19 protein-coding genes and 1 pseudogene are annotated in these 25,440 nt (G+C 68.5%); 9 read left to right on the top strand and 11 right to left on the bottom strand.

Going from position 1 to position 25,440, the window contains the following annotated elements:
- Positions 1-49: 49 nt before the first annotated feature.
- Positions 50-931, bottom strand: coding sequence for an alpha/beta fold hydrolase (locus tag KUM38_RS32605; protein WP_217134825.1), 882 nt, complete (start codon positions 929-931; stop codon positions 50-52).
- Positions 932-1,085: 154 nt separating this feature from the next.
- Here KUM38_RS32605 and KUM38_RS32600 point away from each other — a divergent pair, with 154 nt between their 5' ends.
- Entirely contained in the window at positions 1,086-3,182 is a 2,097-nt protein-coding gene (locus KUM38_RS32600) for a BTAD domain-containing putative transcriptional regulator (protein WP_308409110.1), read from the top strand.
- Between the two features lie 384 nt (positions 3,183-3,566).
- On the opposite strand, the gene KUM38_RS32595 is transcribed toward KUM38_RS32600, so the two are convergent.
- The 4 genes from KUM38_RS32595 to KUM38_RS32580 form a co-directional block, all read right to left on the bottom strand.
- The gene (locus tag KUM38_RS32595) at positions 3,567-3,815 is read right to left on the bottom strand and encodes a hypothetical protein (protein WP_217134823.1); all 249 of its coding nucleotides are present in this window, start codon (positions 3,813-3,815) and stop codon (positions 3,567-3,569) included.
- Positions 3,812-5,146 carry a S8 family serine peptidase gene (locus KUM38_RS32590; protein ID WP_217134821.1) on the bottom strand — a complete coding sequence of 445 codons (1,335 nt, stop codon included), beginning with the start codon at positions 5,144-5,146 and terminating at the stop codon, positions 3,812-3,814. The genes KUM38_RS32595 and KUM38_RS32590 overlap by 4 nt, the downstream gene beginning before the upstream one ends.
- A gap of 206 nt (positions 5,147-5,352) precedes the next feature.
- Positions 5,353-5,871: a hypothetical protein gene (locus tag KUM38_RS32585; RefSeq protein ID WP_217134819.1), complete on the bottom strand. Its 519-nt coding sequence runs from the start codon at positions 5,869-5,871 to the stop codon at positions 5,353-5,355.
- A 208-nt stretch (positions 5,872-6,079) separates the two neighbouring features.
- Positions 6,080-6,337, bottom strand: a complete 258-nt coding sequence (locus tag KUM38_RS32580; RefSeq protein WP_217134818.1) for a hypothetical protein — start codon at positions 6,335-6,337, stop codon at positions 6,080-6,082.
- Positions 6,338-6,554: 217 nt separating this feature from the next.
- On the opposite strand from KUM38_RS32580, the gene KUM38_RS32575 reads away from it, so the two are divergent.
- From KUM38_RS32575 to KUM38_RS32560, 4 genes are all read left to right on the top strand, one after another.
- Complete coding sequence (locus tag KUM38_RS32575; protein WP_254398099.1) at positions 6,555-6,896, top strand: VOC family protein; 342 nt, start codon at positions 6,555-6,557, stop codon at positions 6,894-6,896.
- Positions 6,897-7,076: 180 nt separating this feature from the next.
- Positions 7,077-7,340: a hypothetical protein gene (locus KUM38_RS32570; RefSeq protein ID WP_217134817.1), complete on the top strand. Its 264-nt coding sequence runs from the start codon at positions 7,077-7,079 to the stop codon at positions 7,338-7,340.
- A gap of 570 nt (positions 7,341-7,910) precedes the next feature.
- Positions 7,911-9,131 carry a helix-turn-helix transcriptional regulator gene (locus KUM38_RS32565; protein WP_217134816.1) on the top strand — a complete coding sequence of 407 codons (1,221 nt, stop codon included), beginning with the start codon at positions 7,911-7,913 and terminating at the stop codon, positions 9,129-9,131.
- 547 nt (positions 9,132-9,678) lie between these two features.
- Positions 9,679-10,218 carry a hypothetical protein gene (locus KUM38_RS32560; RefSeq protein ID WP_217134815.1) on the top strand — a complete coding sequence of 180 codons (540 nt, stop codon included), beginning with the start codon at positions 9,679-9,681 and terminating at the stop codon, positions 10,216-10,218.
- A 500-nt stretch (positions 10,219-10,718) separates the two neighbouring features.
- On the opposite strand, the gene KUM38_RS32555 is transcribed toward KUM38_RS32560, so the two are convergent.
- From KUM38_RS32555 to KUM38_RS32540, 4 genes are all read right to left on the bottom strand, one after another.
- Complete coding sequence (locus KUM38_RS32555) at positions 10,719-10,859, bottom strand: hypothetical protein (RefSeq protein ID WP_217134814.1); 141 nt, start codon at positions 10,857-10,859, stop codon at positions 10,719-10,721.
- Between the two features lie 80 nt (positions 10,860-10,939).
- Positions 10,940-11,665: a hypothetical protein gene (locus KUM38_RS32550; RefSeq protein ID WP_217134813.1), complete on the bottom strand. Its 726-nt coding sequence runs from the start codon at positions 11,663-11,665 to the stop codon at positions 10,940-10,942.
- A gap of 549 nt (positions 11,666-12,214) precedes the next feature.
- Positions 12,215-12,457: a hypothetical protein gene (locus KUM38_RS32545; protein ID WP_217134810.1), complete on the bottom strand. Its 243-nt coding sequence runs from the start codon at positions 12,455-12,457 to the stop codon at positions 12,215-12,217.
- Between the two features lie 2,096 nt (positions 12,458-14,553).
- The gene (locus tag KUM38_RS32540) at positions 14,554-16,191 is read right to left on the bottom strand and encodes a recombinase family protein (RefSeq protein ID WP_308409109.1); all 1,638 of its coding nucleotides are present in this window, start codon (positions 16,189-16,191) and stop codon (positions 14,554-14,556) included.
- A 97-nt stretch (positions 16,192-16,288) separates the two neighbouring features.
- On the opposite strand from KUM38_RS32540, the pseudogene KUM38_RS32535 reads away from it, so the two are divergent.
- Together KUM38_RS32535 and KUM38_RS32530 are read left to right on the top strand one after the other, a co-directional pair.
- A pseudogene (locus KUM38_RS32535) lies at positions 16,289-16,684 on the top strand (VOC family protein); the annotation flags it as partial.
- 527 nt (positions 16,685-17,211) lie between these two features.
- Positions 17,212-17,775 (top strand): dihydrofolate reductase family protein, encoded by a 564-nt coding sequence (locus KUM38_RS32530; protein ID WP_217134808.1) that lies wholly within the window; start codon positions 17,212-17,214, stop codon positions 17,773-17,775.
- Between the two features lie 292 nt (positions 17,776-18,067).
- Here the strand turns inward: KUM38_RS32530 and KUM38_RS32525 are convergent, their stop codons facing one another.
- Positions 18,068-20,239, bottom strand: a complete 2,172-nt coding sequence (locus tag KUM38_RS32525) for a TerD family protein (RefSeq protein WP_217134806.1) — start codon at positions 20,237-20,239, stop codon at positions 18,068-18,070.
- A 246-nt stretch (positions 20,240-20,485) separates the two neighbouring features.
- On the opposite strand from KUM38_RS32525, the gene KUM38_RS32520 reads away from it, so the two are divergent.
- Both KUM38_RS32520 and KUM38_RS32515 read left to right on the top strand, forming a co-directional pair.
- Complete coding sequence (locus KUM38_RS32520; RefSeq protein ID WP_217134804.1) at positions 20,486-21,034, top strand: TetR/AcrR family transcriptional regulator; 549 nt, start codon at positions 20,486-20,488, stop codon at positions 21,032-21,034.
- A gap of 25 nt (positions 21,035-21,059) precedes the next feature.
- The gene (locus KUM38_RS32515) at positions 21,060-23,228 is read left to right on the top strand and encodes an MMPL family transporter (protein ID WP_217134802.1); all 2,169 of its coding nucleotides are present in this window, start codon (positions 21,060-21,062) and stop codon (positions 23,226-23,228) included.
- Positions 23,229-23,410: 182 nt separating this feature from the next.
- Here the strand turns inward: KUM38_RS32515 and KUM38_RS32510 are convergent, their stop codons facing one another.
- A complete protein-coding gene (locus KUM38_RS32510; protein WP_254398109.1) occupies positions 23,411-24,958 on the bottom strand; it encodes an MFS transporter in 1,548 nt (515 codons plus the stop codon).
- Positions 24,959-25,440 lie beyond the last annotated feature (482 nt).

Here is a 25,440-nt window from a genome sequence, read left to right as displayed (position 1 = left end):
AGACGTAAGCCGGGTACGTCGCCCGGGGAGGAGAGCGGGGCGCTGGTCGTCAGCGGTCGTGGAGGGCCCGGATCTCGTCGGCGACCAATGCGGGGTCCTCCTCGGCCATGAAGTGGCCGCAGGAGACCGTGCGGTGCCGCAGGTCCCCGGCCCAGGCGCTCCACAGCCCTTGGGCGTGGTAGCCGAGTGCCGCGCCCCAGTCCTGCTGGAGGACGGTGACCGGCATGGCCAGCCGGTTGGCCGCCTCCCGGTCGGCGGTGTCGTGGTCCACGTCCACACCGGCCGAGGCGCGGTAGTCGGCGACGATGGAGGGCACGGCCGCCGCGGACGCCGCGAGGTAGTGGGCGCGGACGTCGGCGGGGATCGCGTCCGGGGCCTCGGTCCAGGCGTCGAGGAAGTGGCCGAAGAAGGCGTCGGCGGACGCCTCGATCATCTGTTCCGGCAGGCCCGGGGCCTGGGCCATCAGATACAGGTGGAAGCCGACCGCGCCGGACACGCCGTGCAGGGCGTCCCACATGTCGAGGGTCGGCAGGACGTCGAGGAAGAGCGCACGGGACACGGTGCCCGGGTGATCCATCGCGGCGCGGAAGGCGACGAGGGCGCCGCGGTCGTGGCCGGCCAGGGCGAAGCGGTCGTGTCCCAGCTCGGCGGCGAGGCGGACCACGTCCCGGGCCATGGTGCGCTTGGAGTAGACGTCCGGGCCGCTTTCCGCGGGCTTGTCGCTGGCGCCGTAGCCGCGCAGGTCCGGGCAGACGACGGTGTGGTCGGCGGCGAGATCGGCGGCGACATGCCGCCACATCAGGTGGGTCTGCGGAAAACCGTGCAGCAGCACGACCGGGGCACCGCTGCCGCCGACGGCGGCGTTCAGCGCGAGGCCGTCGCCGACCGGTACGCGGTGCTCGGTGAATCCGGGGATGCTCGGGTGGGTCACGGCGACTCCTGTGGCTCGTGGCAGAGTGGACGTTCCGGGCCCGGCGGCCCGGGTCGTCCGGGGACGTCACCCAGGCTGCGGGCTCCGGATCAGCGATCGATGAGTGGACACGCGGCACCCCCGGGGACGGCGCCGCCCTCGAAGGGACCGTGCCGTGGGTGTGGAGTTCGGACTGCTGGGACCGGTCGCCGCCTGGGACCCCGACGGCGCCTCCCTGCCGCTCGGCGCGCCCCGCCACCGGGAGGTGCTCGGGCGGTTGCTGATCGCCCGCAACCGGGTGGTCCCGGTCGGCCGGCTCGTGGCCGACCTGTGGGAGGACGAACCCCCGGCCGGCGCGATCGGCGCACTCCGCACCTTCGTCGCGGCGCTGCGCCGCGCCCTGGAACCCGGGCGCCCTCCCCGGCAGCCGTCGCGGCTGCTGGTCACCGACGGCCCCGGATACGTTCTGCGCGCCGGACGCGAGGCGGTGGACGCCTGGAGGTTCGAGGACGCGGCCGCGCGGGCCGCCGAGGCGCCGCCGCACGCGGCGGTCGCCCTGTGGGACCAGGCGCTCGCCCAGTGGCGCGGGCCGGTCCTGGCCGACTTCCCCGCCGCGGCGTGGGCCGCCGCCGAACAGGTCCGGCTGGAGGCGCTCCGCCTCGACGCGGTCGAGCGTCGCGCCGACGCCCTCCTGGCCACCGGCGCCGCCCGGAACGCCGTCGTCGATCTGCGGGCCCACGTCACCGCGCACCCGGGGCGGGAGGACGGGTGGGTGCTGCTGGCGACCGCTCTGGACCGGTCCGGCCGCCGCGGCGAGGCCCTGGAGACCCTGCGGCACGCCCGTCAGGCCCTCGTCGGCGCGTACGGACCGGACACCGGAGCCGCTCTGACGCGCGCCGAAGCCCGCATACTCAGCGGCACCACCGGCTCCGCGACCGAGCCGGCCGGGGCGGCGGACGGCGTCTGGGACCGCACGGCCGCCGCGTGGGACCGCTCGGTGCCCGCCCGGTCCAGGGCCCGGCTGCACGCCACCGCCGGCCTGCTGCGAGACCTCGCGGTGACCGGCGCCGACGGCCTGCGCGAGGCGCGCGAGCACCGGCGCGAGCTGGTCGCCGCGGCCGAGACGACCGGGGACACGGAGCTGGCCGCGAGGATCATCGGTTCCTACGACGTCCCGGCGGTCTGGACCCGGGCCGACGACCCCGCCGACGCCGGCGAGCATGTCCGGACCGCCGCCCGCGCCGCCGCCCGGCTCGGCCCCGACGGACCGCCCGCGCTGCGGGCCCGGCTGCTGTCGGTCGTCGCCGTCGAGTCACGCGGCGACGCCGCCGCGGACGCACCGCTTCCCCGGGCGGCCGCCGCGTCCGCCGCCGAACCGTGGCGGCTGCGCGCCGAACGCGCCGCCGAGGAGGCCGTCCGCCTCGCCCGCCGCCTCGGTGACCCCGCGGTGCTCGCCTTCGCCCTCAACGGCGCCTTCATGCAGTCCTTCACCACCTGCGGATCGGCCGCCCGCCGGGACGCCCTCGGCGCCGAGCTGACTCGGCTGGCCGTCGACCACCAACTGCCCGGCCACGAGGTGCTGGGTCGCCTCGTCCGCGTCCAGGCCCTCGCCGGTCTCGGCGACCTCGCGGCGGCGGACGCGGAGGCCGAGGAGATCGACCGGCTGGCGCACCGCGACGAACGGCCGCTCGCCGCGGTGTTCACCTCCTGGTACCGGGCCCTGCGCACCTGCGAGACCGACGGATGGCCGGCGGCCCGCCCCCGGTACGCGAAGCTCCTCGCGGAGACCGCGGGCCACGGCATGCCCGGACTCACCCGGGGAGCGGCCGTCCTCGTCGCGCTCGTCCCGGTCATGCGGGACGACACCCTGCCCGACCCCGACGACTTCGCCGGCCTCGACGCCGGCCCCTACCGGCCGTGGCTCGTCCCCCTGCTGCTGGCCTCCTCCGGCGCCACCGAGCGGGCCCGGCAGGCACTCGCGACGGTTCCCCGGCCACCCCACGACCTCCTCCAGGAGGCGCTCTGGTGCGTACTGGCCCGTACCGCCGCGGCCGTGGGACACCAGGAGGTCCTGCGCCGCGCCCGTGACGAACTCGCCGCCGCTGACGGCGAGTCGGCCGGCGGCGGCAGCGGCCTGGTCTCCTTCGGTCCGGTCGCTCGCCATCTGCGGGCCGCCGACGCGGCCCTCGGCGTACGAGACCCGTCCTTCTCCGGGGCCGACGCGTCCGACGCGGACGGGATGACGGCGGAGTGGACGCGGGGCGTCCGTTGAGCGTCTGTTCAGCGGGATGCGCGGGAGTCACGAACCGTGCCGTGGCGGGTGGCCCGGCATGGGTCAAGATGCGGTGAACTGGCCTTCGGGGAGGGCGCGTTCAGCGGGGGACGGGATGGAACAAGGGGAGCGGGAAGGGCCGGAACATTCGCTGCCCGCTGCCTGCGGGAACGTCCGAGGTCTGCTCCTGGCCCGGCTCGACGCAGGTGAGAGGACCGGGAACCGGAGGAAGCTCAGCCAGGCGGTCACCAGAGCATGAGCGCGGCCTTCCCGGGGCCCAGGCCGAGTAGAGCCGGGTGCGGAGCACATGGCGACGTCCTTCGAAGAGCCTGACCTTCGGGCGGGCGTTGCTGTCCGCGCCGCTGTCGTCCTCTCTGCGCGCCCTTACTGGATCGGGGAGTCGGGAGGGGGGAGGTGGATGGTGCGGTCCCGGTCCACGGCTTCGACTCCGGCGACCTCCTTCAGAGCCGGGATCCGGTCCTCTGCGATGGTTCCGGACAGTGTGCCGAGAATCGGCTGCTCACCCGTGACGGTGAGTCCGGCCCGTCGCGCGGCCTCGATCACTTCCGCGAACCGGTCGGGGTCGACCGCGAGGACGACTCCGACCGGTCCCGACTGCGAAGACCCGCTCACGGGGCCTGGAGCAGACCCGAGCCGACGTCCTCGACGGGTTGCGTAAGCGGGAAAGCACCGGACAGGAGGCCGGCCTTGAGGTCGGCCGAAGAGGCTTCGGGGTTGGCCTCGGCGAGCAGCGCGACGACACCCGCGACGTGCGGCGTGGCCATGCTGGTACCCGACATCGACTGGTACCCGCCGCCGGGGGCGGCCGAGCGCACGTTCCTGCCGGGCGCGGCGATGTTGATCTCGCCGCCCGCGCCGTTGATGGCGCCGCAGGAGAAGGACGACGTCGTGAGTGACGGGTCGAGCGAGGCCACCGCGAGGATGGAGGGGCAGTTGGCGGGCCGGCCGACGGGCCTGACGGACTGAGGACGTCGGCTTTCGTTGCCCGCGGCGGCGACGATCAGCGTCCCCCGCTGAAGCGTGCGCTGGGCCAACTGCTCGTACGTCTGGGGAAAGAGCTCACCCGGCCGGACGGGAGCGCCGAGCGACATGGAGATCACCCGTGCGCCGCGGGCGACGGCCCAGGCCATGCCCGCCAGGATCTGGCCGTCGGAGCCGCTGCCCGCATTGCTGAGCACCTTCCCGGCGAGTATCAGGGCCTCGGTCGCCACGCCGTAGCGGGGCCCCTGCCGAGGGCCGGCCGGACCGGCGGCGGTGCCGATGCAGTGCGTGCCGTGGCCGTGGCCGTCCTCGACGGTCTCACCGGGCACGAAGGAGGACGTGTCCTCGATCCGTTCGATGAGGTCCGGGTGGTCGGTGTCCACGCCGGTGTCAAGGACGGCGATCTTCACGCCGCGTCCGGTCAGGCTGGTCAGGCTGGCCCGGGTCGCCTGGAGGCCCCATGTCCACTTCTGTTCGTCAAGGGCGGGGCCCTGTGCGGCGGCCATCTCGGCCTTGGTGTGCCACTCGACCGTTTCCTCGTCGCTGCGGTAGGCCGGGAAGAACTCGGTCGGTGCCTGCTGTGGGGCGGTGATCACCGAGGTGTAGACCATGCGTTCCGGTTCGGCCGCGATGATCGACGGATGGGCCTCGGCCGTGGTCACCAGCGCGTGGCGCTGGTCGGCCCGCACTTCGACGACGGCGGCGCCGAGTTCTTCGAAGTACACCGATACCTCGGGGTTCTCGAGGAGTTCGGCGATGTTGGTGGTCTCGGCTCCACTGACCCGCTCCACGAGCGCGATGTCGGCCGCGGAACGCAGGGCGTTCAGCCCGCTCTCCTGGTTGCCGGGGTCGAGCAGGACCACGTACCGGCCGGTGTACTCCGCGCCCTGGCCCGACGGGACCCCGTTGGAGTGGGGCGGCTGTTCGCCGGAGGCATGCCTGTCCAAGGGTCCGTTCGCCATGGGATTTCCCGCTTTCTGTGTGCTTCCCCGACCAGTGGACGCGCGCCCGCACACAGCGCCGGCCCTCGGAACGGTGGGTCGCCGTTCGGCCACGTGGCGACACGCGAGCTGTCGCCTGCAGGACTGTCCCCGCCGGGCCGCCGTCCGGGCAGCGCCCTCTTGTCCACCGTCGCACCGGGTGCGGGGGCACGCAACACGACGCTGCTTCAGCCGTTCCGAAGGCGCTGAGTACCGGTTGCGGTGCGGGAGTTGACAGCAAGCCGGCCCCGTCTCGGTATCGTCAGCGGTGACGCATTTCCCGATGGATGGGCTTTGTCGGGTTTCATCTGGCTGACCCACGGGGTTTCAGCGGTCCTGGTGACAGACGGAAACGCACCGAGGGAGACGGACATGGACGAACCGTCCGAATGCCCGCAGCGGCCCTCGTGCCAGGCCGCGTCCGTATCGCCGTCGTCGAGCGGCGCATCGATCAGCGCGGGCCCGCCGCACCGCCCGCCGGACCCACGGCGGGCGCCCTCCCCCGGAGCAGCCGGCGTGGCCACACGCTCGGCCTCCCAGCACTGCGCCGCCTGAGCGGCAGAGCGCAACTGCCGGTAAGCGGCCAGGGACCGCTCGACACGGAAGCGGTCCCGGCACACCCCGACCACGTCCGTCGGCCGCCGCAGTCGGGCAAACCCACTCGGTCCCAGCACCTCGGCGTAGTCGAGCGGATCCAGGTCGATCACGTCATTGCCGTTACCGTCGGAGTCGTCGATCCCCCGTACGTTTCCCCCAGGACCCGGATCGCCTCCTCGGCCGGACCGAGCGCCTGTACCGCCTGACCGTCGGTGGTCGGAGTGCGCAACGCGGCTGCCGCCTCTGCCACCTGCTGCGCATACCCGGAGGCATCGGCGTACTCGAGGTAGCCGTACCGGGTGAAAGGCCGCGGGTCGATCAGTGCCAGGATCCGGTCCCGACCGTATCGATGTCGGAGTGAGCGGCGACGGCCCGAAGCTCGAGGCGTCGGCGCAGCCGGCGGTCTTCGGCGATCTGCTCCCGCACCAGCGCCAGGAGTTCGTCCTCGCCGAACCCCACGACTTTCCGTGCCGTACCGGCATTCAAAACCGCGGATCGGCGGTTCTCGGAGGTCCCACGGTCCAGGCTGTCCACACGCGGGCGGCCGCACGCGACAGCGAGGCCGCCGTCGACCACGCGACCACCACGAACCACGTCAGGATCTGCACTGGAGGGAAACAGCGCTGCGTGAACAGACCGTGGACGGCTGACACATGACAGCGGAGTCCGCACGCGGGGCCGCGGAATACTCGGCTGCGACCGGGGCCGACCGGCCCATAGGATCCTTGTTCGAGGTGCTGACATGGCGCCCTGCCGACAGTGGGCACTCGACGGACCGAGGACGCGTGGCGCAATGAGCAGCAGACTTTTCGCAATCTCCTTCGACGCGCACCGGCCCGAGCGCCTGGCGCATTTCTGGTCCGGCCTCCTGGGCCTGGAGAGGGCCGACGAGTGTGACGACGGCGTCGCCCTGCTGTCCGGGAACGACGCCGGCTACCGCCTCGGCTTCCGTCCCTCCCAGGCACAGAAGATCGCCCAGAACCGGCTGCACTTCGACCTGACCAGCTCCTGCCCGGAGGACCAGCGGGAGACCGTGGCCAGGGCGCTCGACCTCGGCGCGCAGCACGCCGACGTCGGCCAGGAACCGGACGCCTCCCATGTGGTGCTCGCCGATCCGAAAGCACTGAACTACTAGTTCTAGCACAAACCCCCTGGTCAGCGCACTGTTTCGGCAGCATCAAGGGGCATCAGGACCAGCGGCAGACGCACATCTGACGAGGCGTCAGCACACGTAACCTGGTGGGGACAGAAAAGCGCCCCAGCGGGAAGGGTGAGAGCTTCCGCGCCGGGGCTTACCGACTGATTGGGAGTCGGCGTGCCTGAGCTTACCGAGCACCAGCGCATTACAGACCAGACGGAAGCCCACATCATCAGCACGGCGCGGAATGATGCCGCCTACGCTCTGACCATGGCGCAGCGCCCGGAAGCCTCACGCGCTGATCTCTGCCGTCTGGTGGAGAAGTTGGCGGGTGCCGTAAAAGACGTGGCCGAAGTGGCAGAGCTTCGCGGGGAGCGGCTCAACAATCCGGCTGCAAGGGCACTCGAAGACGCGTTGCGCTCCGTTCTAGGCCAGCGCTGAGCACCACACGCCCCGTAGCGACTCCCGGACGTTTCCAGGGGCGCTACGGGGTACTCACCAGCGGATAGGTTCCGCATTTCCCCCGACACACAGCGGACACGGACGCTTGTAGGTCCAACCGCACAGCGCGCAGCCGGCGAACCCGCAGCAGCCGTCACACCAAATGACACGCTGGCCAGCGCAGCAGCCGCAAAGGTCACCCCATTTCCAAAGTGACCAGGGTTCCTCTCCTCCGGTCCGTCCGGCGCGCGGTTTGGGGTGATAGGCCGTTGTCACCCGTGGCCCTGAGGGTGCCTGCGCAGCAGCACATTGGCGTCCGTGATCGTGGCCAGATCTCCGACCACCCGCGCACGCTCCCGAACGTTCGCCAGTTCGGCGCAACCGGCGCAGCCATCAACGGGCACGGGCTCCAACTCGACGTTTCCCAACGGTAGTTCGACTGGCTCACTCGGGTACGTCCTCGGCTCCGTCATGGGGGCCAGCGTCCGCCCGCAGATGATCTACGACTAGCGGCCCCGTGTCGGCCCGCTGTAGGCCAGAAATCCGGTGCTGTAGGCCAGAATTGAAGACATGAGCGCACTCGGGGCCAACATCCGGCGGGAACGTGAACAGCGCGGGTGGTCGCAGGCCCGGCTAGCACGGGAGATCTGTCAGGCCGCTGGCGTCATGGGCGAGCCAGTCGGGCGGCAGGAAGTCAGCCGCTGGGAGACAGGCAAGCGCACTCCGCGCGAATGGTTGCCGTTCATCGCTGCCGCCCTGGGCGTACCCGTAGAGGCGCTGCGCGAGCCGCTGAAACCGGCTGAGCCGCCTTTGCCGACGCTGGCCGACTTCCTGCCCGAAGGTGACCCGCTCAGCCTGCTACAGGGGCGCACAGGGCGACGTATCGGAATGGGGCAGGTGGATGACCTACAACAGCGCGTGCATGGCCTACGGCTCGCCGATGACGTCCTAGCCGGTGGTGACCTGATCCGCCCTGCGCTCAGGGAACTCCGCTCAGCCGTGAAGCTGTACCGCGAGGGAACCCACACCAGCGAGGTAGGGCGTCAACTCCTGCGTCAGATTGGGGAGTTGGCCCAAATCGCCGGATGGATCGCTTCGGACGCTGGCCAGCACCAGGAAGCCGAGCGCATCTACCGGCTAGGAATCAGCGCAGCGAGGCAGGCGGAAGATCACACGCTTGCGGGCAATATCGCTGGCAGCCTCGCCTACCAATTCAGCAACACAGGGCGGGAAGCCGAGGGGGTCACGCTGGCGCAGGCAGCGCTGAATGATGCGGGGCCGGACGCTCCGCCTAAGGCGCGTGCCCTGTACCTCGATCGGGTGGCCTGGGCGCATACGAAACTCGGGGGAGTCGAGCACGGGCAACAAGCCATGCGCGCACTCGGGGAAGCTGGGCAAGCACTCAGCGAAGACAGCGAGGGAACGGAGTCGCCTGCGTGGCTCTATTGGGTCGACGCTGGCGAACTGCGAGTGATGGAGGCGCGAGTCTTTACCGAGATTCACCGACCCCTGCGCGCCGTGCCATTGCTCCGGGAAGTACTCAGCGGATATGACGCCACACACACCAGGGAACTAGCCCTGTACCTCTCTTGGCTGGCCGTGGCGCTGGCCGATGGTGGCGAGCCTGAAGAGTCGGCAGCAGTAGCCGAACGGGTCATTTCCTTGGGAGCTGACGCATCATCAGAAAGAGTGGCCGAACGCGTGCGCGTCATTCTTCGCCGACTGCGCGAATATGCGGACGTGCCGGAAGTCGCAGCACTGTTGGCCGATCACCAGCACACAACCCGTTAGCACCCGTACACCTGTTCGGAAATTCGCTGTCATCGCACCTGAAAGGCTCAGCCGGCGGAACGCAGAAATGCCCTGCACCAGCCAGGAAGCTAGCGCAGGGCTCTTAATTATTCGGTATCGAGGTACGGATTTGTAGGCTCAGTCACTCGGGACAACGACAGCGGTTCTATCCACTCTGTCTCGCCCTCAGAAATGCGCCGCTGGTGTTCCCGGTAAGCACGTGTCGCACGCGCTATTACAGCCGCATTCCGCTGGTCTGCGCTGGCCATGGTCCACAACGGGGCGGACGCTGCCTCAGGGTTAGCGGCGAAGAATGCGCGCCACTCCGCGTAGGTCACGTCACATCACCGGCCATGGCCAGGTACCGGCGGCCAGTGCGCGGACTCACGCCGTAGTGGTCGGTCAGCATCCGACCAGTTACCGGCTGGCCGTGCGCCAGCGCTGCGTAACGGGCGCAGTCGACTACTGAGGGGCGAGTAAACAAGGGGACCTCTGGGCATGAAAGAGGGTCCCTGAGCAACGTGCGCAGGGACCCAAGGGGGTAGAGATGGATGCAGGGCTAGCCGCAGTGCTGGGGGCGCTGGCGGGGTCAGTGGCGACGATTGGCGCAGCACTGGCGACAGGTTGGGCACAGCGGGAAGGGGCACGAATCACTGCCCGCTCAGAACACAGGCGGCAACGCCTAGAGTCGCGCAGCGCGGTTTATAAGCAATTCCTTTTACGTGCAAACGACCTTCGTGCTGCAATCCTGCCCCATGCCGAAAACCCGGGAGTGAGGATCTCGTTTCATGTAGATATCGAACGTGTCGAGTTAGCGGCTAATAAGGTGCGAGAAGTCTGGTCCGATGTCGCTCTAGCAGGCCCGCAATCTGTAGCCAAATGCGCCAACTCCATTCGCGTCGCCAGCTATTTGATCCTAATATCGGTGGGTCAAATTAAGGAGGGCTCCTCCGAAGGGGATGGCTCAACGCCAGGGTATCAGGCGGAACTGATCCTGATCGATCAATGCGAACATCTAGGTAAACTCCTAGATGAGTTCGAATCCGTAGCACGAAAGGCCCTTGATGATGACGGCAGTACTAACTAGTGTGCACCTTGCGTATTCTCCCTTTCGCTTCTCATGTGTTGGCGGCGCTCGCGCTGGTAACTGCTTTTACAAGAACGGCACCAGCGCTGGAGCCCAGTACTGTGGCCGGCGTCCATTCCGAATTCGGACTCTGGCTTATCCTGGTCGCAGCGTAGGCAGTGGTGGAGATACTCGGTCATGGTTCACTCTCTGTGGTCGGTAAGTGGTGTAGACCAGGTGCTTCAACCGGGCGCACCTGGGACAGCCCTCCCCCGCGTTCTGGAGCCCCCACCCCCCAAGGGGTACACCCCCACCCCTATCACCCGAAACGGACACAAGGGGCGCTCACCTAACGTGATGGGCAGGCATTACGCCACGCCAATTACCATCAACGGGCAACACCAATCCGCTGGCCAATAGCACCAGGGCCGTAGCCTCAGGCACTTCGAATTCATCACCACTGCTGAGCGTCCGGCCGGCGAACACGAATTGTTTAGCAAGTGCCACGCGTAGGCGCACGCTCATGGCCTGCGCAGGTCCTGCACATCCGGGTCAGATTCCCAGCTCATCGGCTCGCCGTCATAGACCAGGGCAGCGCGCTCGCTGGTGCTCATTTCCTGCCATTCGGCCTGCGTGATACCGGGCGGGGGATACTCGATCATGTGGGTAACTCCATTGTGTGTCAGCGCAGATGGGTGGCCAGCGAGGTAGCCAGCCACCCACCTACGAAAGTTCGTATGTGCTATGCGTCAACCAGGGTCATGCCGTTATTCACGCTGCCCACCAGCGCCTTAGCCTGCGAACGGCGCAATTCGAGTGTCTGACCATTGGGCGTGCGAACGGTCACCAGCGGATCGGCAGTGAAAGGCGCTTCAAAGCTGGCGATCACCTCGCGAATTTCCGCGATTGCCTCGCCGGATTCCGGGGCCATGCTGTCGGCCCGTAGCGGATTTTGCGGGGTGTCGTTGTAGTCCGGCCGGTCACCGTTCTGCCAGCCACGGACGAAACGAACGATGCCAGCAGCAGCGCCGAAAGCGGCCCGCGCGTCCATGAACCTGCGGTAAGCGTCCTCAGCTTCCTGGGCGCTCTCTCGCAGCCTCGCAAGCGCGCCAGGCTCCAGGGTGTCAGCGATAGGCCGAAACGCTCTCTGAGCGGCATTCTCGGCCGCCCGTAGGTTCTGCGTCAGTACGCGGTGAACGCCGACCACGCGCGGACGCGCATCACGTGCCTTGGCTACCTCGCTGGTCCCCTTTAGGCCGTCCTTACCGGCCCTGGCAGCGCTGACAGCAGCCTCAATGTCCTTAGCCTCAGCAAGAGTGCGCCAGTTATCGGCTAGGGCGTCGGACCACTCCTCCTCGAAGTCGACCAGCTTTTCATAGGCAGCATCCCGCTGGGCGATTAGCTCGGCCACATCACTGGGCAGCGAGTCAGCGGGCGGGAAGTCGATAACGGTGATATCGGCAATCACTTGTGATTCTCCTCGTAAGTCATGATTTCCTCAGCGGTACGGCGTCCGTGGGACCAGCCTGAAATGGCGTCACGGCGCAATCGGCACTCAGTAGTGATCCCATGCGACCAATGGGGGCGCTGGTGGATAGGACGCCTGAGCTTCAGTCGTGCAAAGCACTGAAGGCACACAAACGGGCCACCGACGGCAGGTGCAGAATCGGCGCTGTAAATGGCTAGGTGCCGGACCGATAGCGCATAGATCAAGGCTTTAGCGCTCTCTGAATACGGCTGTTCAGGTCTCCCACATCAACCGGGGGACGTGAGGCAGTCACCAGGCGCACGCCTACAGCCAGTTGGGGACCGTATCCGGTCGCTGTAGTGGGAGTGTGAGTCCGGACACCAGCGGCCCGCATAACGCGCTTTACGTCCCGCACAGATGCATCTGTGAAATAGACGCTGGCAAGGCGCTTGCGAACAGCGCCGTACACATCCAACAGGTGCGTTTCGTGGTCCGGCGCAGGTTCGAGAACATAGGCAAGCGCATCGGCTATCTGCGCGTCGCTGGCGCTCACTGAGCGACCGTTTCAGTGCGCTGCGCATGCCGTTGATTGAGCGCGATTGTGTAATCGGCCTGCGCCTGCGTCAGCTTGGCCACGGCATCTACTAGGCGAGTCAGCGTGACAACAGCGTCAAGATCAATTGAGTCGTCCGCCTCGATCGATTCTGCAAGCGCAGTGACGACGGATTCCAGCGCCATACGGGTCTGAGCAGAATTGGGCCGGCGCGCAGCCATGGCGGCAGGTGTAGGCATAGGTGTTTTCCTTCAGAGATTAGCGATTGACCCATACGGGCGGGTCGGTCAGCGAGGCACGTACGAAAGTTCGTATGTGGTTCCGCAGGGCAAAAACAGAAAAACCCCTGGCCGGTTGCTTCAAACTCACAGAGCTAGGACGCCAATCCGCGTCTGTGAGGAAACAACCAAACCAGGGGTTTTGGTCAAGGGCTTTCGCCGTAGGGTGCTCAGGAATGCGCGACCTTACGGCGTGCGCTGGCGTCCTACTGAGCGAGCGGGCGGGAACTTATCCACCTACCTATTACTAGCGAGTCGGTTACCTGCCCCAGATACGGTCTAGCGCCGTAAGGCGCAACTCCTCAGCGTCTAGCGAGCAAGGCGAGCAATAAGGCATGTAGTCGTGTTCGTCATCGCTGTACAGGAAGAATTGCGGCCCCTCACGCTGATCTAGAAACGTCAGCTGCCACTCAGCCGCAGGGGCAGCGCAAAGGGCGCAAGCATGCTCGCCGGCCTCCCCGCGCAGATACCGCACCTTAGCCAGCGCATTGCAGTATTCGGCGTAAGCCTGGGGGTTGCGCTTCGCGAGTCGGGATAGACGCGCGTCGCGCTCGGATAGTCGCTCAGTACGCATGGCGAAAGTTCCTTCCAGAGAATGGCTGTAGGGCCGTCTGGCGGCCGATTGGGGGTGCCCTGGCATGAAGCCCCAGGGCGAGGCTGTAAGGCGCTCAGGCGGCCGTCCGGCGCTTCTCGGCGCGATAGTGGGCAACCCTGTGGGCAGGTGAGCAGAACCGACGGGGGCGGCCCGTGCCTCCCCAACCTGTCGAGTTGTCGCAGCCTTCACGGGCGCAGGTCGAATCCCAGCGCTCATCTTCCATTTCACGCGCTAGCTCCAACTGGGCATTCTGTAGCTCGCAGCAGGAGGGAGACGCCTGCTCGTTGTAGTCGCAGAACGTTTGCTTACCTCTCAGCGGACGGAACGAAGCGCCGCACAGTCGGCAGACCTTCTCCGCTGGCTTAGGGGCATGCTCGCGCCGGTGGGCACGCATCTTGCATTGCGGTGAACAGAAACGGGTCTGGCGGCCAGTCAGCCACTCGCCGCACTCATCACAAGTAGGTGACTCGCTGAAACCGATCATGGGTGGGGTGTCCTGTATCTCGATGAGGGGTTACCGATGTTTGGTTTCCCCTTAGGTTTTCTATATGGAATCTTGTTTTTGGTAACAGTTGATATTGATTGAGGATAACAACAGAGAGTAGTTAGTTAGGTTGCCCCTCCGCGCTGTCCCTCGCTGCCTCAGCCGGTCCGCTTCTCCGCATACGCGTACTTGCGGCAGTTGTCCGAGCAATACCGCCTAGGGCGGCCTACGCCAGGCTGCACAAGGGGATTCCCACAGCGCTGGCACCGTTCGGTCGAGTCGACAGCGCGCAGGGCACGGGCAATGCGCTGGTGGGCGTCCTCTGCCTCAGCGCTGTTTGGGGTCAGATTCCATAGCGCGGACTCTGCTACGCGTAGTAGCGAGATCAGTTCCTTACGGGTCATTGGAAACGTCTACCTTTCATCATTTGACCCCTGTCTAGGGTCAGGGATACGTCATTTACGGGGTGGCTTGCGTCATGTTTCGTCATTCCTGAATGTCGGAACCCTGACGAAATAGGGTCAGGAAAAAGCCGTCTGGTCGCGAAACCAGACGGCTTATGTTTCCTGGTGGTGCTCAGACAGCCACTAGGCCAGCCTTTCGCTTAGCCTGCCGCTCAGCGTGGATACCGAGCATGGCGAGTCGCTTCGCCTGTAGCACGGGGTCATTACCCATGTCCGACTTGAATGCACGCACCAGCCGGCCACGGTGGGAATCCTCACCAGCCCAAGACATGATGACGCTCAGCATTTCTTCCGCTGCCATGTTGTTTCCCTCTCTCCTCAGCGGGACACAGCGAGGCGTGTTCAATTTCGCCTCGCAGTAGAGCTAGCGAGTCGGTTACCTGTCTGCCTGCGAGCGGCTCGCGTTACTCAAGCCCGATGGGCCGTCAGATTCCCTGTGTGGCCGTCTGCGGACATGAAAGCGCCCCACCCGACCACAGGGCCAGATGGGGCGTAGAGGCTGTCAGGTGGGCGCTCAGGCCCCTTCGTTGGCTTCCAACTCAGCAGCCATGGCCGTTAGGTCTGCCGCTGCGTCACCGAAGAACGGTTCCCGGACGTCAAAATCAACGCGCCGTTCATCGAGACTGCGCCAGCCGCCACGGGTACCGCGCTTAACCGTCAGATGCGCCCCCGCCTCAGTCAGCATCTTTCGCCGTCCGGCCGTATCTGCCTTGATCCACATTTCCGCATAGGTTCGGCCGGTCCGGATCTCTTCAGTGCGGGGCTCAATGCGCTCCCTGGATTCCAGCTCAGCCAATCGCGCGTCAAGGGCATCAGCGTGACGCTGCCAAGCTGCGCGAGCTGCATTACTGCGCTGCCGCCCTTGCTGGTTCATGTGGTCTTCGTACTCAGCCAGCGTGGCATCAATTTCCGGCTGAGGGTCGTAACCGGGAATGGTGCGAGTGTGCGTGATTTCAAGGCCGCCCAGGATGCGCAAGAATTCGCGGGTGACGTAGTCGTCTGCCCAATCGGCGCGAATATTCGTTGGTGCTTCGCAGCGTTCACCCCTGGCGTGCGCGTTACATGCGTAGTGGCCGCGAATTCTGGCCCCGTTCTTTGTGGGTCGACACAGGTACATACGGCCACCGCAGGTAAAGCAATGGATTACGCCGAGCAGTAGCGAGTTTGTGTCCTTGCGCTCGCTGTTGTTTGCGCTGCGCGAGACCATTAGTGCGCCCACGGCGTCAAACTCGGCGCGAGTAAGGATCGGCTCAGACGTAGCCATTACTGGCTTTCCATCGCTGTCGCGTACAGGATTACCCTGGTGCGTCTTCCAGCCGATCAGCGAGTGAGAGCGCAGCAGTTTGGTGATCGCGCCGGGGGTCCATCGGAATTGATTCCTGGTGACTGCCTTGCCTCCCTTAGTGCCGCCCGTCTTTCCTCCCTTTTCCCGTCCCTTGAGCAGCGACCACCAGTCACGCGGACTCGGAATGCCGTCAGTGTTCAGTTTCTCGGCAATCGCGCTGACGGTTTCCCCGCGCTGAATCGCAGCGATGATCCGTTCAATCACAGCAACAGGCGAAGGGCCACAGTCGGGTACCGCTTCACGGGCCGGTGTCAGCGTCCACCCGCCGGATTCCAGCGGAACGGATACATAGCCGTACGGCGGACGGGAACCGCGCCAGCGAAAAGGCATAGTGCGCATCGCTGCCTGAGCGCTGGTCACGCGTTCCCGGATACTCTGTGCTTCCATTTCTGCGGCGAAGGCAAACAGCGTGACCATGAGCTGTGCCATGGGGTCCAGCGGATTGCGGAAGTCCAGCACCAGGCGACCGCCGGGACCTTCGGCGAATACAACTACTTTCTTGTGTTCGCGTGCCCACTTGGAAAGGTCATGCATGTCCTGCATGGATCGAACCAGGCGGTCAAACCTCCAACACACCAGCGCATCGAATTCGTCTGGACGCCTGAGCCATGCCCCCAATTCCGGGCGCTCAAAGGGCGTGGTCTTGCTGGCGCTGACGCCCAGGTCGACAGCTTCCCGGTTGCCCAGGTCGATACCCAGCGCTGAGGCTGCGCCCTGGTTGGCCGCGCGCTGGCGCTCCGGGCTGGTGGTCTCGTCGGTCAGTACGGACAGGCGGAGGCAGGACACGCCCCTGAGTTGAGTGGTCACGGACGTGGTCAAGCGAGTCGGTTGCTTAGTGCGCCTGACCTGCGAAGATGCCGTCACGGTGGGTGACTCCCAGAACTGCTAGTTGGGAGCTTTCGGAGATCCCGAGGGCAACGAGTTCTGTGTTCTGGAGCCGGGCAATGGTTTCCTCGCCGGCTGCGGCTTCATCGGAGCGCTCGCCTGCGACGGTTCACAGGCCGTGGGCTACTTCTGGAGCCAGGCGCTGGGCTGGCCGCTGGTCTGGGACCAGGACGAGGAGACCGCCATCCAGTCGCCGAACGGCGGTACGAAGATCACCTGGGGCGGTCCTCCGCTCATGCCGGACTCCGGCAAGGACCTGCACTTCGACCTCGTGCCGGACGACGATCAGCAGGCGGAGGTCGAGCGCCTGCTCTCCCTTGGGGCGAAGCGTCTCGGCTCCGCCCGCGGTGGGGACGGCGCGGTGCTGCTGGCCGACCCCGACGGCAACGAGTTCCGCGTGCTCCCGCGCCGGTGAAGCCGGAACCGACGGGAACCGCGGCAGGCGGTTGCTGCCGAGCAGAGCACAGCAAGTCGGGCAGGCTCCCGTCACCGAACGAGTGGCCCGACGCGCCCCACCGGGAAAGCCGCACCCATCCCCCTGTGCACACGCTTCCGCGCCGTTCGCGCCCGCACCCCGGCCAGGAGCGGTGAGCGCCGCGCGGCCCTCGCCGGGGCCGAATGTGCCCGCACCCTGCTGACCAGGGCACCGGTGCCCCGGTGACGAGGTGCCGTTCCGGGCACCGACCTGGGGCCCACCGGCCGCGTTCCCGTACGGGATCCCTCTCGACGCGGTCCGGGGCGGGGCGGTGCGAATGCGGTGCCAGGCGTTGCGCCAAGGGGCGAGGGCACGGTCGGCCCTTGGCGCAACCGGTGGGGAGACGCCGGTGAAGGAGGCGAAGGCGGCATCAGGCCGGAACCGGCCCGGAGGATCTCGCGAGCCACGACGAGTCCTGCGGCGTCCGGCGGTCGTACTGTCGAACTCGTCACCGAGGAGGACTTCTGATGCGCAGCGTGACCTATTCGATGAGCGTCTCGCTTGACGGCTACATCGTCGGGCCGGACGGCGGCTTCGACTGGACGACGCCCGACGAGGACGTCTTCCGCTTCTGGATCGACGAGATCCGGGAGGTCGGCGTTCACCTGTTGGGACGACGGCTGTACGAGACGATGCTGTACTGGGAGACCGCCGACCAGGATCCGTCACTCGACGACTCGATGCGCGAGTGGACCGCGCTCTGGAAGCCGCTCCCCAAGGTGGTGTTCTCCACCACGCTGTCGGCGGTGCAGGGCAACGCCCGCCTGGCCTCAAGCGGCCTGGCGGAGGAGATCGAGCGGTTGCGGGCCGAGCCGGGGGAGGGCGACATCGCGATCGGCGGCGCGACTCTCGCCGCCGAGGCGGCCGCGGCGGGTCTGATCGACGAGTACCGGGCCATGGTCTACCCGGTGCTGCTCGGCGGTGGCATTCCGTTCTTCCCCCGGCGCGAGCGCCGGGTGGATCTCGAACTCGTCGAGACCCGCACCTTCAGCTCGAAGGTCGTCTACCTCCGCCACCGCGTGACGCGCTAGCCGGCTCGTCCGCCGAGCCCTGGGAAGAACGGGCACAGCCGGTGAGGTTCTCTCCGCCTCTGAGCTCCGAGACGGCGGAGGGCCCGGCGTCCGCGTCCGGCCGGTGCCCCGGCGGCTGCCATGGCCGTCCTCCGGGGCGCCAAGCGGCTCACACGGCTCGGGCGGCGCCCGCGCGGTGAGCTCGGGCGCCGCCCGGAGCGACATCGAGGGCGAGGGAAGCGAAAGAACTTGTTTCAGGAAAGGAGTTGAGAAGGAAGCCCCTTCATGGCCTCGCCGTGGGCAACGCTAGCACTCAGCCCGGGATCAGGTCGCGCAGATTTTCGAGGGTGACGACCCGGGACTCCGGGTGCAGCCCTTCGGGACGTTCGAGACCGATGTACATCACGGGCTCGTCCGGGACCGGTCCGCCGTCCCACAGTTCCACGGCCGTGGTGTCGCCGGACATCAGGTCGATCATGTAACGCACCGTCAGGTACTCGCGCTCCACGACGGCGCGCACCACCTTGGACACCGACACCTGGTTCTCCTCGACCCGGTTGGCGGACGAGATGCCCTTCAGATACAGGTGCAGCCACTTCGCGCGCCACCGGCCGTCGTCCTCGCGCCGGAACACCAGGGGCAGCGCCACTCGGCCCACCCCGCGAAGCTCCGACTTCATGCGTACCGTGCGCGGCTCGAACGGTCGGCCCCGCTGCTCACCGTCGCGCAGCATGAAACCGAAGAACGACTCCTCGACCTCCTCGAAGCCCTCGCCGGCGTAGATGTTGACCTGCGGAACGATGAAGCTGCTGCGCACCCGGTCCAGGGACAGGCTGATGAATTCCGAGGCCCCGTCGGGAGCCTCGGTGACATCGCCCGAGTGCTCGCCCCCGACAGCTCTGAGGGAGGTGTAGGAGAGCCAGGAGTCGGTGCTGTAGTCGGTGTGGAGAAGCAGCGCGGAGAGGTCGTAGTCGGTCCGGTGCCCGGCCTCCTTCCAGTACACGAAGAAGCGCAGCTGTTCGCCGTCGACCGCCGAGAGCGAACCGCGCGGCAGTACGCCGAGCCCGGCCGCGGTCGCCCTGCCGCTGAGCGGGAGCGCCACGTCGAGGACGTCGGGGCCGAGCAGCAGCCGGTCCGGCGTCGGGAGCCTGCGGCGCATCTCGGCGTCGAGGGCGGCGATCAGACGATCGCGGTCGGCGGCGGGAACCGGCGGCCGGACGTCGGGGGCGACCCAGCCGCGGCCCCGGCGGTTGACGAAGACCCGGGGTTCGTCGGTCTCCCGCTCCCGGTTCTGGAAGTGCTCGCGGACCGAGAGCACGAGCCGACCGGAGACCTCGGGGGCGACCCGCACCGCGGCGGCCACCACCGCGTCCCGCTGCTCCTGGTCGGCGGCGATGCGCAGCAGGAGGTCCAGGGCGCGGAACAGCTTGCCGGGAGCGGACTCCAGCAGCCGTACCGCACCGAGGATGTCGAACTCGTCGAGCAGTTCCTCGACACGGCTGTCGAAGGACCGCGCCTCCTTCTCGCCCCGCGCCACGGCGAACACCTCGGCGGCGTGCGGCCAGCGCGGGTACTCGTGCGGGTGGAGGCGCTCACCGAGCCGCTTGAAGGGCTCGCGGTGCGCGTGCACATCGGCCAGTTTGGCGGGGTTCGCCGCGACCACGGCGTCGAGGCCCGCGAGCAGCGCACGGCGGGCCGGCCGCGAGAGAGCCCGGAACCGGGTCGGCTCCCGCAGCGTCACGTCACCGCCCGACAGCGCGCAGGCCAGCCGCAGCACATCGGTGACGGTGTCCAGCAGGAGGTCCGCGCCGACAGCGAGACGGGCCTCGTTGACGACCGCCCGGTTCTCCCGGACCGGGATCGACTCCGGCTGGGGGCCGAGCGCGCACCGCTCGGCGAGGACCCTGAGGTCGCGCAGGTGGTCCTCGCCCAGCGGCGTCGTGCTGCCCGCCAGGGCCAGGTACAGGTCCGTGAGTTCGTCGTCCAGATCCCGCCCGAGGTGCAGGACGGTCACCCGGTCGCCGGCCGAGGCGATCAGCTCGTCCTGCGCCGCGAGCATCTCCTCGTAGGTGTGCTGGTAGCGGCCGTACGCGGGGAGGCTGAGCAGGTCCAGTACCCCGTGTGCCAGCTGCGTCAGCACGTTCTCCCGCGCTGTGTCGTCGCCGAGCGCCTTCGTCACACACCGCATCCAGAACTCCTCGGTGTCCGGCACGTTCGCCGGGAAGTCGATGAAGTACGAGTTGTGCCGGACGTGGTCGCCCACCATCTCGCCCACGGTGCGCAGCGTCCGCTTGGCGGTGTGCACGACCGCGGCCTCGGACAGTCCGGACAGCCGCTCCAGCAGCTTCGCCGAGAGCTTGAAGCCCACGGACGTCAACGCCGCGTCGAACTGCCGCGCGGCGGTGGCTCCTTCGCCCGCGGAGCCTTGGGGGGAGGGAAGGCGGTGGGTGTGCCGGATGACCAGCGATTCGAGACTGTGCGCCATTCGGGGATGATCGCAGAGGCGTGCGAGGCGGTGCACAGGAGTTTTTGTCAGCGCTCCGACGCCGTGATCGCACCCGCTTCTCGGGTGGAGGGCCTGCCCTTCGGCCTGGTGGTGTCGGTCGGCCCCTCGGCGAAGTCGGCCGTGTGTGCGCCCCGTGCAGGTCCCGAGCGGGAGGAGTGATGCAGGCCACAGCGGCATACTGTCCGATCGGTCAGAACTGACCGATCGGACAGTTATGGTTGAGGAATGGCACGCTCCGCCTCCGCCATGCGCGGTCAGATCCTGGAGTCGGCACTGCGGCTGTTCGCCGTGCACGGCTTCCGCGGCACCTCGTTGCAGGACATCGCCTCCGACGCGGGCTGCTCGAAGGCGTCACTCCTCTACCACTTCGCCGGCAAGGAGAAGATCCTCATCGAGCTGCTGGCCCCGGCCCGGGACGCCCTCGCCGCACTGCTCGACCGCGTGGCCGGGCTGACCGGCGGCCGGCTGGTGGAGGAGACCGTCGTCGGATACGTCGACCTGACGCTGCGGTTCCGCCGTGAGATCCGGCTTCTCTTCGAGGACATCGCCGAGATGTCCTGCCACCAGGACCTCAACGTCATGGAGCTGGCGGACGGGCTGCTGGACGCGCTGGCCGGCCGCTCGCGACGGGCACCGGCCCGGGTGGCGGCGTGGATGGTGCTGGGCGCCGTCTTCATCACCGGTGCCGCCGATGACGAGGTGGCGCCGGACGAGGTGCTGCGCGCCGAAATGATCCGCAGCGCGCTGCGGGCGCTTGACCACACCCCCAGTTGACCCCTCACGGAAAGACCCCTCCTCCATGGCGACCCTGCTGTACCGGCTCGGGCGGTTCTCCTTCCGCAGAAGAGGCCGAATAGCCGCCCTCTGGCTGCTCCTGCTGACCCTGCTGGGTGTCGGCGCCGCCACCCTGATGGGCCCGACCAGCGACAAGTTCTCCATGCCGGGCACCGAGTCCCAGCGGGCGCTGGACGACCTCGACCGGCAGTTCCCGCAGGCCGGCGGAGCCACCGGTGCCATCGTCCTCGCCGCGCCCGAGGGCGGGAAGCTGGACCCCGCCGCGGTGGCACCCCTGGTGAAGGAAGCCGCCGGGATCGACGGCGTCACCGCCGCCATGGACCCGTTCCAAACCGGCTCCGTCTCCCGGGACGGCCGCTACGCCCTGATCCAGGTGCAGTTCGACAAGGCCGCAGACGAGGTCACCGACGAGCAGAAGTCGGCCTACGCGGCAGTCGGCGCCGACGCCGAGGGCCTGCGGGTCGAGCACGGCGGCGAGGTCATGGGCGGTGAGGTGGAGATCGGCTCCACCGAGGCGCTCGGCGTCCTGGTCGCCGCGGTGGTCCTGGTCGTCACCTTCGGCTCGCTGGTCGCCGCCGGCATGACCCTGCTGAACGCGCTGATCGGCGTCGCGGTCGGCATGGCCGGCCTCTTCTCCCTGACCAGCGTGATCGAACTGACCTCCACCGCCCCCGTCCTGGCACTGATGCTGGGCCTGGCCGTCGGCATCGACTACTCGCTCTTCATCACCTCCCGCTACCGCCAGTACCTCGCCGAGGGCCTGAAGCCCGAGGAGGCTGCCGGCCGCGCGACCGGCACCGCCGGCTCCGCCGTCGTCTTCGCCGGTGCCACCGTCGTCATCGCCCTGGCCGGCCTCTCCGTCGTCGGCATCCCCTTCCTGAGCGTGATGGGCCTGGCCGCGGCGGGCACCGTCGCCGTCGCCGTGCTGGTCGCCCTCACCCTGCTGCCGGCCTTCCTCTCCTTCGCCGGCAAGAAGATCCTGCCGCGCAAGCAGCGCCAGGCGGACGGGCACACCGCCGAGGACGGCACTGCCGCCGAGGGCTTCGGCTTCGCCTGGGGCCGGCTCGTCGCCAAGCTGCGCGTGCCGTTCCTGGTCGTCGGCATCCTCGGGCTGGGCGCGCTCACCCTCCCGGCCCAGGACATGCGCATAGCCCTGCCGGACGCGGGTACCGCCGCCGAGGGCTCCCCGGCACGCGAGGCGTACGACCTGACGTCCGAGGGCTTCGGCGAGGGCTTCAACGGCCGTCTCATCGCCGTCGTCAACGGTGACGACGCGCAGTCCACCGGGGCGGCCGCCGAGAAGGCCACCGCCCTCATCAAGGACACCGACGGCATCCTGGCCGTGGCCCCGCCGCAGCTGAACGAGCAGGGCACCACCGCGCTGCTGGCCGTCATCCCCGAGGCCGGCCCGACCGCCGTCGCCACCGAGGACGCCGTCCACGACATCCGTGACCGGGTCGCGGACGTCGAGGGCGCCGACATCGCCCTCACCGGCGCGACCGCGCTGGGCATCGACGTCTCGGAGAAGCTCGCCGACGCCCTGCCGGTGTACCTGCTCCTGGTGGTGGGCCTGTCCATCCTGCTGCTCATGCTGGTCTTCCGGTCGGTCCTGGTACCGCTGAAGGCGGCCCTGGGCTTCCTGCTCACCGTGGGCGCGACCTTCGGCATCACCGTCGCCATCTTCCAGGAGGGGCACCTCGCCGGCCTGGTGGGTGTCGACACCCCCGGCCCGCTGGTGAGCTTCCTGCCGATCCTGCTCATCGGCATCCTGTTCGGCCTCGCCATGGACTACGAGGTCTTCCTCGTCTCCCGCATGCGCGAGGACTTCGTCCACGGCGCCGACCCGCAGGCGGCCATGGTCAGCGGCATGGGCCACAACGCCCGCGTCGTCACGGCCGCCGCGCTCATCATGACGTCCGTGTTCGGGGGCTTCGTCCTGATGGACGACCCGATCATCAAATCCATCGGGTTCGCCCTCGCCGTCGGCGTGGTCGTCGACGCCTTCGTCGTCCGCATGGCGCTGGTCCCGGCGGTGATGTCGCTGCTCGGCCGCGCCGCCTGGTGGCTGCCGGGGCCCGTCGACAAGGCCCTGCCCGACCTCGACATCGAGGGCGAGAAGCTGAACCGGCAGCTGGCCGCGGAGACGCGCGACGAGACCCCCGTCCCGGTCTGACCCGCGCACCGGCCGGCCCGGACCGCACCCCGGAGGGCGGGACCCGCACAGCGGTCCCGCCCTCGTCCGTTCACCCCGCCCCACCTTGTCGAGGTCGGATCGCGGGCGTATGAACCGAACGCTGTGCACGAGCGGTTCGTCCACCGTTTCAGCAGGCCGGAGCCGAGAGCGTCGGCACTGGCCTATGTCCGGACGGGTCCCGGTTCCTGTTCCGGGCCGGGGCCCGGCCCCTGGTCGGGTTCCCCGTGCGCGGTGCGCAGAGGCGTCTCCCGCATCAGCAGGACGGCGGCCAGTGCGAGCAGGGCGAAGGGCACGGCGGTGGCGAACACGTCGCCGAAAGCCCGCCCGTACACCGCCCGGACGTTCTCCACGGCCGAGGGCGGCAGCGCGCCCAGGTCCGGCAGGCCGCCGTCGAGCCCGGTCCCGGCCGCGGCGTGCGCGGAGGACAGGGCGTCCACGCGGGCGGTCAGCAGGGAGCCGAGCGCGGCGAGCCCGAGCACACCGCCGAGGCTGCGGGAAAGGACCACCAAGGTGGTGGTGGCGCCCAGGCCGTCCGGTGGCGCCGCGTTCTGGGCGATCAGCACGAGGTTCTGCGAGATGATGCCGACGCCCGCGCCTCCCGTGAACAGGGCGGCGCTCACCAGCGGCAGCGGGGTGTCCGCCGTCACGGTGCCCATGAGCGAGAAGCCGAGGACGAGCAGCAGTCCTCCGACGGCCAGGAGGCGTTTCCAGCGGCCTCGCGTGGCGATCAGACGGCCGGCGACGCCGGAGGCCACCAGCAGACCCGCGATCATCGGCAGGGTCAGCAGACCCGATACGGTCGGCGACTGCGCCCGGGCGGTCTGGAAGTACTGACCCAGCAGGGCGGGGGCGGCGAACAGCGCCGGTCCGACCGCGAAACCGGCGAGCGCCGACAGGGCGATGGTGCGGTCGCGCAACAGGCGCAGCGGCACCAGCGGATCGGCGGCCCGTGACTCGCGACGGACGAACAGCACGGCCAGGACGAGCACGGCGCAGGCCGCTCCCGCGGTCGGCCAGGACACCCACGGGACGCCGTCACCGGCCCGGGTGACGGTGAGGAGGAGCGTACCGACCGCCGCGGTGAGCAGGGCCGCGCCCCAGAGGTCGGGACGGGTTCCGTGTGTCGCACGCCCGGAACCGGACCCGGGCAGCCGCAGTGTTCGGTGGAGGGTGAGTCCGGCGCCGGCCGCGAGGAGCACGCCCAGATGGAAGCAGCCGCGCCAGCCCACCCCGGGGGTGTCGGCGAGGAGGCCGCCGAGCGGGGGACCGGCGGCCGTTCCGGCCGTGACGACCAGCGTGATGCGGCCGTTGTACCGGCCACGCTCCCGTGGCGGGACCAGCGCGGCCATGATGACCTGGGCCAGCGCGTTCACCCCGCCGGCTCCCAGCCCCTGCACGGTCCGGCCCGCGATGAGCTGCCCGACGTCACCGGCCAGCGCGCACCACGCCGACCCGAGGGCGAACAGGCCGAGCGAGCACTGGATCAGCGTCTTGCGGTCCGTGCGGTCGGCGAGCTTCCCCCAGAGCGGCAGGCTCAGCGTGGAGGAGACCATCGTGGCCGCGACGACCCAGGTGAAGGCGGCCTGGCCGCCGTCCAGGTCGGTGACGACGCGGGGCAGCGCGGTGACGACCACGGTGCCGGCCAGCAGGCCGGCGAAGAGGCCGAGCAGCAGGGCGCGGAACGCGCGGCGGGTTTCGGCGGGGCTCATCAAGGGGGTGCCGAGCTGAGCCATGAGGGTCCTCGGGGGTTGCCGCCGCACGGCGCGGCGGAGAGGGGCCGGGAAAGCGTCGGGAAGGGATCGGGAGGGCAGGGCGGGGTGAGTGCCGGGGGCCCGGGGACGCGGAACCGAAGAGGCGCCGCGACGGCTCGATGATGGCATCCGGCCGCGGACGGCAGATGTCGTCCAGGAGCGCACATATCACCGCAGTTGGGGGAAAGTTCAGCCGGGTGAACAAGCGGTCTCCGCGAGTGATGCCGGGGTGAATGCCGGGCGTGCGCCACAGGTGGAATGCGCAGTTCCTGCCCCGGCGTCGACCGCCGCGGAGGGCCGCGCGGTGCGGGACAGTTCACCTGAAGATCATTTTCCGCTCGCGGGCACCCCGACAGGTCAACTCACCGTGCTAGACACCGAGGTGACAGACGATCAACCCGGACCGAGGTGGGCCGACGCGGTGAACGCCGTGGTCACCG

This window comes from Streptomyces sp. AC558_RSS880 (assembly GCF_019049255.1).
In the GTDB taxonomy this organism is placed as follows: domain Bacteria; phylum Actinomycetota; class Actinomycetes; order Streptomycetales; family Streptomycetaceae; genus Streptomyces.
This window is presented reverse-complemented; position numbering and strand designations above follow the sequence as displayed.

What these genes read in the sequence shown, in the direction of transcription:
- KUM38_RS32590 (WP_217134821.1), bottom strand. Translation starts at nt 5,146, where the DNA reads ATGGCGAACGGACCCTTGGACAGGCATGCCTCCGGCGAACAGCCGCCC.
- KUM38_RS32575 (WP_254398099.1), top strand. Translation starts at nt 6,555, where the DNA reads ATGAGCAGCAGACTTTTCGCAATCTCCTTCGACGCGCACCGGCCCGAG.
- KUM38_RS32565 (WP_217134816.1), top strand. Translation starts at nt 7,911, where the DNA reads ATGAGCGCACTCGGGGCCAACATCCGGCGGGAACGTGAACAGCGCGGG.
- KUM38_RS32560 (WP_217134815.1), top strand. Translation starts at nt 9,679, where the DNA reads ATGGATGCAGGGCTAGCCGCAGTGCTGGGGGCGCTGGCGGGGTCAGTG.
- KUM38_RS32555 (WP_217134814.1), bottom strand. Translation starts at nt 10,859, where the DNA reads ATGATCGAGTATCCCCCGCCCGGTATCACGCAGGCCGAATGGCAGGAA.
- KUM38_RS32545 (WP_217134810.1), bottom strand. Translation starts at nt 12,457, where the DNA reads ATGCCTACACCTGCCGCCATGGCTGCGCGCCGGCCCAATTCTGCTCAG.
- KUM38_RS32530 (WP_217134808.1), top strand. Translation starts at nt 17,212, where the DNA reads ATGCGCAGCGTGACCTATTCGATGAGCGTCTCGCTTGACGGCTACATC.
- KUM38_RS32525 (WP_217134806.1), bottom strand. Translation starts at nt 20,239, where the DNA reads ATGGCGCACAGTCTCGAATCGCTGGTCATCCGGCACACCCACCGCCTT.
- KUM38_RS32520 (WP_217134804.1), top strand. Translation starts at nt 20,486, where the DNA reads ATGGCACGCTCCGCCTCCGCCATGCGCGGTCAGATCCTGGAGTCGGCA.
- KUM38_RS32515 (WP_217134802.1), top strand. Translation starts at nt 21,060, where the DNA reads ATGGCGACCCTGCTGTACCGGCTCGGGCGGTTCTCCTTCCGCAGAAGA.
- KUM38_RS32510 (WP_254398109.1), bottom strand. Translation starts at nt 24,958, where the DNA reads ATGAGCCCCGCCGAAACCCGCCGCGCGTTCCGCGCCCTGCTGCTCGGC.